Origin of the sequence: Kitasatospora sp. DSM 101779, assembly GCF_025655475.1 — a bacterium.
Taxonomy (GTDB): domain Bacteria; phylum Actinomycetota; class Actinomycetes; order Streptomycetales; family Streptomycetaceae; genus Kitasatospora.
The window spans coordinates 5,222,399-5,233,606 of the sequence record NZ_JAHTIK010000001.1 but is presented as its reverse complement, the minus strand read 5'-3'; the positions used below and the strand labels follow the sequence as shown (position 1 = coordinate 5,233,606).

Annotated in this window: 12 protein-coding genes; 4 read left to right on the top strand and 8 right to left on the bottom strand. The window is 73.0% G+C overall.

The annotated features are described in order from the left end of the window. Positions 1-143: 143 nt before the first annotated feature. Both KSNIM_RS23880 and KSNIM_RS23875 read right to left on the bottom strand, forming a co-directional pair. Positions 144-1,034 (bottom strand): hypothetical protein, encoded by an 891-nt coding sequence (locus KSNIM_RS23880; RefSeq protein ID WP_263105197.1) that lies wholly within the window; start codon positions 1,032-1,034, stop codon positions 144-146. 155 nt (positions 1,035-1,189) lie between these two features. Further along, a complete protein-coding gene (locus KSNIM_RS23875) occupies positions 1,190-2,269 on the bottom strand; it encodes a cation diffusion facilitator family transporter (protein WP_263108084.1) in 1,080 nt (359 codons plus the stop codon). A 657-nt stretch (positions 2,270-2,926) separates the two neighbouring features. Between KSNIM_RS23875 and KSNIM_RS23870 the strand changes: the two genes are divergently transcribed. Together KSNIM_RS23870 and KSNIM_RS23865 are read left to right on the top strand one after the other, a co-directional pair. Further along, the gene (locus tag KSNIM_RS23870) at positions 2,927-3,316 is read left to right on the top strand and encodes a hypothetical protein (RefSeq protein ID WP_263105196.1); all 390 of its coding nucleotides are present in this window, start codon (positions 2,927-2,929) and stop codon (positions 3,314-3,316) included. A 104-nt stretch (positions 3,317-3,420) separates the two neighbouring features. Next, a complete protein-coding gene (locus tag KSNIM_RS23865) occupies positions 3,421-4,503 on the top strand; it encodes a DUF2332 domain-containing protein (RefSeq protein ID WP_263105195.1) in 1,083 nt (360 codons plus the stop codon). A gap of 184 nt (positions 4,504-4,687) precedes the next feature. Here the strand turns inward: KSNIM_RS23865 and KSNIM_RS23860 are convergent, their stop codons facing one another. Beyond that, a complete protein-coding gene (locus KSNIM_RS23860) occupies positions 4,688-5,218 on the bottom strand; it encodes a DinB family protein (protein ID WP_263105194.1) in 531 nt (176 codons plus the stop codon). A gap of 596 nt (positions 5,219-5,814) precedes the next feature. On the opposite strand from KSNIM_RS23860, the gene KSNIM_RS23855 reads away from it, so the two are divergent. After that, positions 5,815-6,306 carry a GNAT family N-acetyltransferase gene (locus KSNIM_RS23855; RefSeq protein WP_263105193.1) on the top strand — a complete coding sequence of 164 codons (492 nt, stop codon included), beginning with the start codon at positions 5,815-5,817 and terminating at the stop codon, positions 6,304-6,306. 59 nt (positions 6,307-6,365) lie between these two features. Beyond that, positions 6,366-6,854 (top strand): GNAT family N-acetyltransferase, encoded by a 489-nt coding sequence (locus KSNIM_RS23850; protein WP_263108083.1) that lies wholly within the window; start codon positions 6,366-6,368, stop codon positions 6,852-6,854. Between the two features lie 49 nt (positions 6,855-6,903). On the opposite strand, the gene KSNIM_RS23845 is transcribed toward KSNIM_RS23850, so the two are convergent. The 5 genes from KSNIM_RS23845 to KSNIM_RS23825 all read right to left on the bottom strand — a co-directional run bounded on the left by KSNIM_RS23845 (position 6,904) and on the right by KSNIM_RS23825 (position 11,132). Continuing rightward, positions 6,904-7,347: an HIT family protein gene (locus KSNIM_RS23845; protein ID WP_263105192.1), complete on the bottom strand. Its 444-nt coding sequence runs from the start codon at positions 7,345-7,347 to the stop codon at positions 6,904-6,906. Between the two features lie 61 nt (positions 7,348-7,408). Continuing rightward, positions 7,409-7,612 (bottom strand): hypothetical protein, encoded by a 204-nt coding sequence (locus KSNIM_RS23840; protein ID WP_263105191.1) that lies wholly within the window; start codon positions 7,610-7,612, stop codon positions 7,409-7,411. Between the two features lie 91 nt (positions 7,613-7,703). After that, positions 7,704-9,155 carry a type VII secretion-associated serine protease mycosin gene (mycP, locus tag KSNIM_RS23835; RefSeq protein ID WP_263105190.1) on the bottom strand — a complete coding sequence of 484 codons (1,452 nt, stop codon included), beginning with the start codon at positions 9,153-9,155 and terminating at the stop codon, positions 7,704-7,706. A 95-nt stretch (positions 9,156-9,250) separates the two neighbouring features. Further along, positions 9,251-10,621 carry a WXG100 family type VII secretion target gene (locus KSNIM_RS23830; RefSeq protein WP_263105189.1) on the bottom strand — a complete coding sequence of 457 codons (1,371 nt, stop codon included), beginning with the start codon at positions 10,619-10,621 and terminating at the stop codon, positions 9,251-9,253. Positions 10,622-10,691: 70 nt separating this feature from the next. Continuing rightward, positions 10,692-11,132 carry a hypothetical protein gene (locus tag KSNIM_RS23825; RefSeq protein ID WP_263105188.1) on the bottom strand — a complete coding sequence of 147 codons (441 nt, stop codon included), beginning with the start codon at positions 11,130-11,132 and terminating at the stop codon, positions 10,692-10,694. Between the last annotated feature and the right edge of the window lie 76 nt (positions 11,133-11,208).

Sequence of the window (11,208 nt, the reverse complement as noted above, 5' to 3'; positions counted from 1 at the left end):
GGCGCTGGCGGCGAACAGCGCGGGCACGGCGGCCCCGGCCGGTGCGGCGCCGGCCGGAGCCTCCGTCTGCGAGCTGTCCGGCGTCCAGGTCGCGGTCGGACCACGGGCGGGCGGACGCGGCCGGCACACCGCCGGCAGCGGCGTCAGCGCAGCCGGTCGTACGTCCTGAAGGTGTAACTCGCGTCGTACGACAGCAGGTTGCCGCCCGTCGCCGGCAGTCCGAGCCGGTGGGACAACAGCCCGGTCAACGGGCCGCAACCCTCCGGCGCGGGGGCGGCGAAGGTGTCGTCGTACGCCGAGAAGTGGATCAGCGGCGGGTTCCGGGAGACCCACTCCGAGGAACCCGCCCGCTTGAAGTGCAGGCCCACCGGCGTGCTCCGCCCGACCTCACAGCCGGCCGGCAGCAGCGGGCCGGAGAGCCGGAAGCGCATCTGCATGCTGCCGGTGTAGAAGTCCGAGGCGCCTCCGTAGTCCGCCTCCAGCGACAGCCCGAGCACCGGGCTGCGGTCCCCGGCCGGGGTGCCGGTGAGACCGCCGGGCACCGCGACCGGACCGCCGCCGTGCCAGGCGCCCCAGACCTGCCCGGGCGCGCCGTCCGCGAGCGGGCCCTCGGCGTGCACCATCATGATCGGCCGCAGCACCGGGAGGTCGGCGGCGCCGAGGTGCAGCTTCGGGGTGGCCAGGTGCACCTCGCACCGCCAGCGCGCGGGGTCGACGCCCTGCGGGAGCTCCGGGCAGTCGGCGTAGCCGGCCTCCAGCGCGGCCAGTTCGGCCTCCGGGGTCGGGGCGGCCGCCGTGCCGGCGGACGCTGCCCCGACGGCCGCAATGCCCGGTAGGGCAGCGTGCGCGGTGTCAGGAGCGTTCACGGTGTCAGGAGCGTTCACGGTGTCGGTGGCGTGCGCCGCCGCGGGGGCGGCCAGGGCGAGGCCGGCGGCGGCGAGAGCGGTGAGGGCCGCGACCCCGGCCCGGCGGCCCCTGCGGGGTCGGACGACGCCGGAGGGGGTGCCGCCGGACCGGGGTCCGCCGGGTCGCATGCTGCGGGTCGGAGGCTGCCACGAAAGGTGTCGGATTCCATGACGGTCAGCCTGCTGCCCGGGCCTGTCCGGCTGACATCGGTGAGAGCCCGGACCGCGCCCGGACGCCACCCTGACGCCGCATCAGGGGCGGCCCCGGCACGGCCCTGGCGCCGTCAGGCCGGAGCCGCCCGGGCCGCCGCAGGCTCCACGGGCTCTGGGGGCTCCGCGGTGTCGATGTGGACAGTGGCCGCGACCAGGCGCGGCAGGGCCTGCTTCAGCGCCTGCTCGGCGGCCTCCGCGACCCGGTGGCCCTCCGCCACGGTGAGCGAGCCGTCGACGGCCACCTCGGCCTCCGCGCGCAGCGCGTGGCCGACCCAGCGCATCCGCAGCGCACCCACCCCGCGGACGCCGTCCACCTCGCGCAGCCCGCGCTCGGCGGCGTCCACCAGCGCGGGCTCGACGCCGTCCATCAGCCGGCGGCCGACCTCCCGCACCGAGCTGCGCAGGACCACCAGTATCGCCGCCGTGATCACCAGACCGACCAGTGGATCGGCGACCCGCCAGCCCAGCGCCGAACCGCCCGCGCCGAGCAGGACGGCCAGCGAGGTGAGCCCGTCGGCGCGCGCGTGGATTCCGTCCGCGACCAGCGCGGCCGAACCGATCCGGCGGCCGGTCCGGATGCGGTAACGTGCCACCCACTCGTTGCCCAGGCAGCCCACCACCGCAGCAGCCGCCACCGCCCAGAGGTGGCCGACCTGTTGCGGGTGGAGCAGCCGGTCGACGGCGGTCGCGGCGGCCAGCACGGCGGACGCCGCGACGGTGGCCACCACGGCCACCCCTGCGAGGTCCTCCGCCCGTCCGTAGCCGTAGGTGAAGCTGCGGTTTGCGGCACGGCGGCCGAGCAGGAAGGCGATGGCGAGCGGGACGGCGGTGAGCGCGTCGGCCACGTTGTGCACGGTGTCGCCGAGCAGCGCGACCGAGTCCGAGAGCAGCACCACAGCCGCCTGCAGGACGGCGGCGAGGGCGAGGACGAGGAGCGAGATCCACAGGGTCCGCAGCCCGTCGGCGGAGGTGTCCATGGCCTCGTCGACCTTGTCGGAGGCGTGGTGGGAGTGCGGGCGGAGCAGGTGGCCGAGTCGGGCGGGGACGCCGCGGCCGTGGGTGTGGTGGGGGTGCGCGCCGTGATGGTCCGTGCCGTGGCCGTGCGGGTCGTGATGGTGCGCGTCGTGATGGTGCGGGTCGTGATGGTGCAGGTCGTGATGGTGCTCGTGCTCGTCGAGTTCGTCGTGGCGATGGTGCTCGTGGGGCTGGTGGAGCTCGTGGGGGCGGACATGGTGAACATGGTGGTCCTGGAGGCGGGTGCCGTGGGGGCCGGAGTCCTGGGGGCGCGCGTCGCGGAGGTGTGCGTCCGGGAGGTGCGCGGCGGAGTCCTGCGGCGCACGGGTGTACGGATTCGGGCCGCACGGATTCGCGGCATGCAGATCCCCTGCGCCCGAGTCCCCGGCGTGCGGGTCCCCGGCGTGCGGGTCCCGGGTGTGGGCGTCCCGGGTGTGGGCGTCCCGCGAGGGGTGCGGGTGATCGGATGGATGCGCCAGATCCGTCATGCGCCCCACGGTCGCACATCAACACCGCTCCAGCCACTACCGCTCTACCCTCCGTGACCAGGTGCGATACCCTCGCACCTGCCGGAGGCCCCGACGCCACTGCTGATTGACCGTCACATCACAGCGCGCCCAGGCCGGTTCCCGCACACATCGGCGGGACTTGTCACCCAAAGCAGCTGCGCGAGGGCCTAGAGTGAGCACCGGGCTCCCCTTCCGACGCGACCAGATCGAGAGGCTGATGTGACTGATCGTCATGTCCCTGCCACGGCATCGATCAGCCCCGCCGCCGACGCCGGTCTGGCAGCCATGCCCCTGGAGTTCACGGCGTTCTGCGAACTGCACCGCCCCCGGTACCTGAGTTACGCCCGGGTCTGGTTCCACGACCCGTCCGCGGCCGGCCGGGTGGTCGACCAGGCCTTCTGCACACTCGCCCAGGTGTGGCCCGAGGTCCTGGGCAGTTCCAACCCCACGGCGATCGCCTGGCAGATCCTGCGGAGCACGGTCGCGGAGTGCGAGCGGCCGAACAGCGAGCCGCTCGCCGAGCACCGCCCCGCACCGGCCGACGAGGACCTCGCCATCCTGCACTACGTGGTGGGCCTGGCCGCCCCCGAGATCGCCGACGTGGTGGGTGCGGAGACCGCCAGCGTCGCCGGGCAGCTCCGCCACGCACTTCGCCGGATGCCTCAGGAGTGGTGACCGGCGGCGTTCCGATCCGGTGATCCGAATCACCGCATGCCCTACTGACGGACGGTGTCGCGCGGGCGAATGATGATCTCCAGTCGACCGGACGGAGAACCCACGTGTCCATCGAGCACACCGTCGCCGTGTTCGAACAGCAGGCCACCGCCTGTGCCGAACTCGGCTCCCCGCTCTACGCCGCCCTGCTGCACCGCGCTGCGGCCGACATCCGCGACGGCGGACCCTGTGCGGCCGCCGTCGCCGGCCACGAGGACGCCGCAGGGCCGCAGGCCGTCGCGCTGCGGCTGCTCGGCGGCGTGCACGCCCTGGTCCTCACCGGCCGGGCTCCGGACCTCGCCGCCCATTACCCGAGCGCCGGCGGAAGCACCGACCCGGCGCGGCCCGATGCCGCCTGGCCCGCCTTCCGGCAGGCCGTCGCCGACCACATGCCGTGGGTGCGGGACTGGCTGACCCGGCCCCCGCAGACCAACGAGGTCGGCCGCTCGAACATGCTGATCGCCGGCCTGCTGCATACCCTGGGCGACCGGCGCCTGCCGATCCGGCTGCTCGAACTCGGTTCCAGCGCCGGCCTCAACCAACTGGCCGACCACTTCCACTGTTCCTCCCCCGGCTACTCCTGCGGGCCGGCCGATTCGCCGGTGCAACTGCCGGACGCCTGGCGGGGCACTCCGCCCTCCTGGCTGCCGGCCCGGGCCGAACCGTTGGCCTTCGCCGAGCGCCGCGGCTGCGACCTCACCCCGATCGACCCTCGGTCGGCAGACGGGTCGCTCGCCCTGCGCGCGTACGTGTGGCCCGACCAGCCGGCCCGCACGGCGCGGCTGGAGGGGGCGCTCCAGCTGGCCGCGGAGGTGCCCACCCGGGTCGACACCATGGGCGCCGGTGACTTCCTGGCCGACGCCGAAGTGGCCGAGGGAACGCTCACCGTGGTCTGGCACTCGATCATGCGCCAGTACGTGCCCGCGGACGAATGGGCACGCGTGGACACGGAGTTGGCGCGGCTGGCCGCGTCCTCCTCACCCACGGCACCCTTCGTGCACATCGCCTTCGAGCCGCGGCGGATCGGCGACCGGCACCGGTTCGTGCTGGCCGTCCGGAGCGGCGGCGGACCGGTGGAACTGCTCGCCGAGGCCGCCCCGCACGGGCTGCCGGCCTGGCCCGCCGAACCGGACTGGACGACGGACTGAGGCACCGCGGTCCGGCGGACGCCGCAGGAGGCGGCGAGCCGGGCTCGTCCGCCCGGCCTGCCGTCGCCGAGGCCGCCGACGCTGTGGCCGCCGGGGACAACGACCGCCCGGGACGACGACCGCCGTCGCCGTGGCCGCCGTCGCCACCGGCCGGGCGCCGGGAACGGCAGCGGGGCGGCGCGGGTCAGAGGCGGACGCCGGTGACGTCGTACAGGTGGTGCACCGGGTCGTGGATCAGGTACTGCGCGAAGGTCTCCACGGTGAACCGCGCGCCGTCGCTCCGCAGGCCGGTGCGCTGCCACTGCTCGCCCGACACCCCCGCGAAGGACTGCGCCAACTGCTCGGCCGCGGTGGCCAGCTCGGCGCTCACGGTGGCCGGGTCCTGCTCGGCGTAGCGATCGGCGACCGCCGTCTCGTCCTGGTCCCAGTTGGCGAAGGCCGGGGCGTCCTCGGTCAGCATCAGCAGGAGCCGCCGGTCGAAGAGACGGAAGACGTCCCGGACGTGGCAGGCGTACTCCAGCGTCGACCAGACCTCGGGCCTCGGGCGGCGCCGCAGCTCGGCGGGGTCGGCCGCGAGCAGCCGCTGCCACTCGGCGGCGTTGGCGCGCACCATGCCCGCCACGGCCTCACGGGCCACGGCCGGGGTGTCCAGCCCGCAGTCGTCGCAGGAGCGCTCGAGGACCCAGGTCCAGTCCTTGGTGTCAGGAGTGATCATGCACCCAGGATGCCGTCGGCCTCTCCCGCCCCACCAGTGGCGGGAACGCCAGCCGCCGCCAAGATGCTGCCAACGGCCCCGCCGTACGCCGCGCAGGTAGCACGGATCTCGTCCCGGTGCTCGCGCGTCGGGGTACGGGCGGCGTCCACGAAGTCGCCGGAGAGGTCGGCCGCGGGCAACGGCCGGATCTCGCGCGCCCATCTCGCCCCGGCCGCACTGGTCGAGGCGGGCCGGTCGGCCGGTCGGCCCGCCGGCCGTTGCGGTGTGCCGGCCGGCCCACAACCGTGCGGCAGAGAAGGTGCGGGGGACACGGCCCATCAGGAGGTGCTCGTTCATGGCTACATGTCAGCACGGTTCGGGCGGGCTCGACCGAACTCGTTGCCGGCCTGTGGATAACTCCGCTGTTCCGAAGATCCTTCATTCCTTCGAGTGATCCCGACCGGGTCCGGGCGCGTCCTCCGACGGCAGGGGCCGGGGCGAGCGGTCGGCGGGCAGCGGTCGGCGGTCGGCGGTCGGCGGTCGGCGGTCGGCGGTCGGCGGTCGGCGGTCGGAAAATGCGTTGCACCAGGCCGAGGGCCTCCACCGAGAATGGCGAGGTGAACGTCCCTGCCCCTGACACCTGGTCCATCGCCCCCGCGCCGGTAGGCGACCCCGACTGCCGCGCGGTGCTGCACGCCTACCTGGACGAGCTGATCAGCCGCTACTACGGGAGGCCTGCCGAGGAGACGGAGATCGCCCACGAGGTCGGCGACGGCACCGACCTGTCGGGCGGCCGCGGTGTCTTCCTGCTGGCCAGGGCCGGGGCGGCACCTGTGGCCTGCGCCGGCGTCCGCTGGCTCTCGGCGGACACCGGCGAGCTCACCCGGGTGTTCGTCACGCGGTCCGCCCGCCGCGGCGGCGCCGGGCGGCGGCTTGTCGGCGCCGCGGAGGAGACCGCACGGTCCCGTGGAGTGACGCGCATGCTGCTCAACACCCGCCGCGACCTGACCGAGGCGATCGCCCTGTACACCCGCCTCGGCTACCGCCCGACCGATCCGTACGGCGACGACCCGTACGCCGAGATCTGGCTCTCGAAGGAGCTGGTATGACCGGCGCGACCGAGCACGACACCACGGCGGCGGAGGCCGCACCGGCGGCCCCCGCGGGCATGACCATCCGCGCGGCGACCCCGGACGACTGGCCCGCGATCTGGCCGTTCCTGCGCGACATCGTCGCGGCCGGCGACACCTACACCTGGCCGCGGGACATCTCCGAGGACGAGGCCCGCGACATGTGGCTCAAGCGGCCACCGGGCCGGACGGTGGTCGCCGTGGACGCCGACGGCACCGTGCTCGGCAGCGCGGAGACGCACCCCAACCAGGGCGGTCCCGGCTCGCACGTCGCCAACGCCGGGTTCATGGTCGACCCGCGCCACGCCCGGCGCGGGGTGGGCCGCGCCCTCGGCGAGCACGTCATCGCCCAGGCCCGCGCCGACGGCTACCGCGCCGTCCAGTACAACGCCGTCGTAGCGACCAACCACCGGGCCGTGGCGCTGTGGAAGTCCCTGGGCTTCGAGACCGTCGGCACCGTCCCCGAGGGCTTCCTGCACGCCGAACTCGGCTACGTCGACCTGCTGGTGATGTACCGCAGGCTCTGACTCCCGCTGCCGGTGGCCGTCGGGCGCTCGGCCGGAGGCCCGCAGATGTTCAGCCGGCCAGCGCAGCCCGGAGCCGGAGGGCCAGCCGGTCCATCTCCTCCGGCTCGACCGCGGCAGCGGCGTCCTTGCCGAGCAGACCGAACACCCGCGGCCCGCGCAGTTCCTCCGGCTGGTCGGGGCTGCGCGGCACGACGTGGAAGTGCACGTGAGCGAAGCCCTCTGCCTCGGCGAACTGTGCCACGTACGTCTTCGCACAACCCGTCACCTCGGCGAGCGCCCTGGAGAGCCGGACCTGCCAGAGGCCGAGGCTCGCGGCCTCCGCGTCGGTCAGCTCGGCGATCGCCGTGACGTGCCGCCGGGGCACCAGGACGAGCCACCCCGGCAGGGCGGAGCCGAAGGCGTGGGCGACCCGCCAGTGCTCGTCCCCGCCGATCAGCTCACGCGGAGGCAGGCCTTCCGGGTCGCCGTTGCGAACACATGTGTAACAATCCACGGCTGCGAGCCTAGTCCGGCAGCAGCCGTCCGTAATCAACGATTGTGGAAAACCGGGCGGTTCAGCTGGTGGTGCCGTCGTCCTGAACGGCGCAGATCGCGTCGATCGCGGCCTGCCCGAGGCCCGGGAACGCCGACGACAGCATCGCCTTGCAGACCGCCGCCTCCTCGGGCGTCTTGGGCCCGTCCGCGAAGGCCGGCGCCGGGGCGGCGAAGACGGTGGCGGCAGCGGAGAGCGCGAGGACGGCGGAGAGCTTCTTGAACATGTGACGGCCCTTCGAATCGCTGGGGACAAGTAGTCCACCAGTACCCGAAGGGCCCTCGTGACCTGCGAACCTTCCGCCGTTCGTAGGCGTGTCAGCGGTAGGGCGTGCCGCCCGCCGGAGGCTGCTGCGGCGGGTGCTGCTGGTACGGCTGCGCGGAGCCGTACTGCTGCGGCTGGCCGTTGCCCTGGCCCGCGTAGGAGGACTGCTGCGGCTGCCCCTGACCGGCGTACGGCGCCTGCTGCTGCGGCGGGAACTGCTGCGCGCCAGGCCCGTACGGCGGCGGGGTCGGCGGTACGAAGCCGCCACCGCCGCCACCGTTGCCACCACCGCCGCTGCCGTTGCCGTTGCCGCGCGAGCGGCGGACCAGCACGATCACACCGCCGATCACCACCAGCGCCAGAACGCCGACGATGGCCAGCACGTAGACCGGGATACCGCCGTCGTCCTTCGCGGCGGAGCTGCTGTCGGGCGAGGTGCTGTTGCCCGGGGCCGGCTTCGAGGCGCCGGAGGACGGCTTGCCCGACGGGTCCGCCTGCGACTCCACCCGGGTGAGCAGCGGGTTCTCCTTCGGCCCGTTGTCGACCGCGGGGTTCGGCGCGAGCGCGCCCTTGGCGGAGGCGATGCCGTAGCCGTACTTGTTGTTCGGGACGGTCGACTTGTCGGGCGGGGCGACCGCCGACTTGATCATCCGGTTGATGACCTGGCCCGCCGAGAGGTTCGGGTACTTCGACCGGACGAGCGCGGCGATGGCGGAGACGTAGGCAGCCGCTCCGGAAGTGCCGTTGCCCTTGCCGTAGCTGGAGGCCGACTTGGCGGTTGCGCTGTAGATGTCGACGCCGGGTGCGGCGAGGGTGACCTCGGGACCGGTGTTCGACCTGGACCAGATGTTGCCCCGTTGGTCCACGGCTCCTACCGAAACAACGCCGGGAAACGCGCTCGGGTACTCAACAGGATGGTCTCCACCCGTGTTTCCCGCAGAGGCGACTACCACCACGTCCTTCTCGACGGCGTACTTGACGGCGTCCCGCACGCCAGCCTCGGCGCTCGAACCCGAGATCGACATGTTGACGACCTTTACGCCGTGATCAACGGCATACCTCAGGCACTCGGCAAGGTTTCCGGAAACCATGCTCCCACTGTCGACATCGAAGGTGCCGATGCGAACGGGAAGGATCTTCGCCTTCGGCGCAAGGCCCATCACCCCGGCCTGCTCGCCGTGGCCGTGCCCCGCAATCAAGCTGGCCATGGCCGTTCCGTGACCGACCTTGTCAGTCTTGTAGTCCAATCCCTCGCCGGAACAGTCCGTGCCGGGAAGCACCTGCCCCGTGAGGTCCTGGTGCTCGGCGACGCCGCTGTCAATGACAGCTACGGTGACACCGTCGCCCTGGCTGATGGGCCAGACATCCGTCGTGGCGTGGTAGTTGATCAGTGGCCATTGGCCTTCACGGACGGTGTCCGCGCCCGCCGGTGCAGTGCTGATCCCCCACACGAGGGCGCCCGCAGCGAGCACGGCCATACCCCGCATCGGTCGGTTGGTCGTCAAGCCGTCGTCACCTCGTCCGTCCGGTGGGCGCCTCGTCGCCAGGGGTGGCAACGAGACGCCCGATCAGCTGTGGGCACACCTCGGGGTGCTGGGGATCATTCCACCACGTTGGGATTGGCCCGATCCCCTGACGCCCAGGTCTCCTCGTCCTCGACGAGGTAGTCGGGACGCCGCTTGTCGTCCTTCTTGTCCTTCTTCTTACCGGCCTGCGATCCGGGCATGCCGTGGCCCTGGCCACCCGCTCCGGCCGCGCCCTGGCCGGGACGGCTGCGTCCGAGACCCGAACCGCCCTCGGTGAAGGAGCCTCGCCCCGCGCCGCCCGCGCCGGGCTCGCCGATCACGCCGCCGCCGCGCCGGGCGAGGCTGCCGCCCGCGCCGCCCGCGCCGCCACCGGCCGACCGACCGCCTGCGCCGGAGCCGAGGCCATTGCCACCGCCCATTCCGCCGGCGCCGAAGGCGTTGCCACCCCGGCCGAGACCGCTGCCAGTACCACCGGAGCTACCGCGGCCGAGGCCCGTTCCGCCTCCGGCGCCGCGGCCCCCGCCGCCGAGACCGGCGTCGATGACTCCGCCACCGCCTCCGTGCTGCCCCCCGGCGGAGCCGCCCGGACCAACCTGACCGGCACCAGCACCGGGGCCGCTCGTGGTGGGAGGCCGGTTGGTGACGGTGGCGCCGTCGATGCCAGTGCCTGGCCCGACCGGAGTCGGGGTCTTGGGCTTGGGCGTGGGGTTGGCCGTGCCACCGCTGATGCCGCTGTCGGTGATGCGGGTCGTCGAGGTCTTCGGAGACTGCGGCGAGGACGTCGAGGAAGACCGACGGACTGTGGCGGCACCCGATCCCGTGCCCGAGCTGGAACTACCAGCGAGACCCAGCCCGCCGCCGACCAACAGGCCGCTGATGGCGGATGCCGCGGACGAGTCTGGCGGCTGGAGGTCCTCAATATCCTCTCGACCCACACGGGTCGGCGGCTTCAGGTTAGACGTCGCCACGCGGTACTTGGCCGCCAGCGTCTCCATGACCGCGACCGCCTGGGCCTTCTTCTCGTCGGCGACGGCGGTCCGGGTGTCCTCGTCGCTGACGCCGACGGCGGACTTGGCCGTGTCGCTCAGTGCGTCGCCGGCCTTGTCCCAGAAGCTCGGCTCCTCGGGCATGTCCCGCTTGGCGGTGTCGATCGCCTCGGACATCATCTGCATGGTCTGCGCAGCGTCGTTGGCGTATGCCGCCGCGTTGTTGACGGCGTTGGAGAGCCTGGTCATCTTCGAGTAGAAGGCGTCGCTGGTCTCGCCCTCCCAGGAGGACGTCGCGTCCGCCGAAGCGGTGTTCAGAGCCGTGCGGATCTGCTTGAGCGTGTCGGCGGCCTTGCGCCAGGGGTCGCTGGCCGCCATGACACCGCCGGAGTCCATCGACTGGACCATGCTCCGCATGTCACCGTGGCTGTAGCCGTTGAAGTTCGTGTATCCGCTCATGCTCGGACGCCTTCCGTCCCCGTCCCGAAATCGGCCTCAAGCTGGCTGTCCCTGTTCAGGACATCGTTCACTACCACGACGGTTGCGGGTCTCCGCTACCTGCCGGCGAGCTGCCCGTGGGACCCTTCGGGCCCACTGCAGGCGCGGCGGTGGTGCTCGACCGGTACGACGCCGTGACGGGCGTGGCGGTGCTGCCCACCGACCAGCCGTCGGAGTTGACCTTGAGGGAGCGGGAGGTCTCGTGCTCCTGCTCCTCGTAGTTCCGTGCCGTCAGCTCGGCCTTGTGCTGGGCTTCCTCGATGGCCTGCTGAAGCGCGTCCAGGACTTCCCGCAGGCTGTCCCGCATGTCCTGGTACCTGGCGTGCAGTGCCTCGGCCTCGGGGAAAGTGCCGAACGCACTGCGGCTGACCCCGCTCTGGCTGTGCACCCGGGAGCCGCCCGCGGCGGACTCGAACTCGCCCAACAGTCCCCGTACCTGCGACGCGAAGGCGCGCAGGCCGTCCACTTCCACGCGGTAACCGGAACCGCTCCCCGTGCTCACGTCTTTCGTGCCTCCCCCGTACTTCCTGGCGTCATGACCCGGGTCC

Bases quoted from the DNA above. Each gene is read 5' to 3' on its own strand.
- KSNIM_RS23880 (WP_263105197.1), bottom strand. From the start codon at position 1,034: ATGCGACCCGGCGGACCCCGGTCCGGCGGCACCCCCTCCGGCGTCGTC.
- KSNIM_RS23870 (WP_263105196.1), top strand. From the start codon at position 2,927: ATGCCCCTGGAGTTCACGGCGTTCTGCGAACTGCACCGCCCCCGGTAC.
- KSNIM_RS23860 (WP_263105194.1), bottom strand. From the start codon at position 5,218: ATGATCACTCCTGACACCAAGGACTGGACCTGGGTCCTCGAGCGCTCC.
- KSNIM_RS23850 (WP_263108083.1), top strand. From the start codon at position 6,366: ATGACCATCCGCGCGGCGACCCCGGACGACTGGCCCGCGATCTGGCCG.
- KSNIM_RS23840 (WP_263105191.1), bottom strand. From the start codon at position 7,612: ATGTTCAAGAAGCTCTCCGCCGTCCTCGCGCTCTCCGCTGCCGCCACC.
- KSNIM_RS23830 (WP_263105189.1), bottom strand. From the start codon at position 10,621: ATGAGCGGATACACGAACTTCAACGGCTACAGCCACGGTGACATGCGG.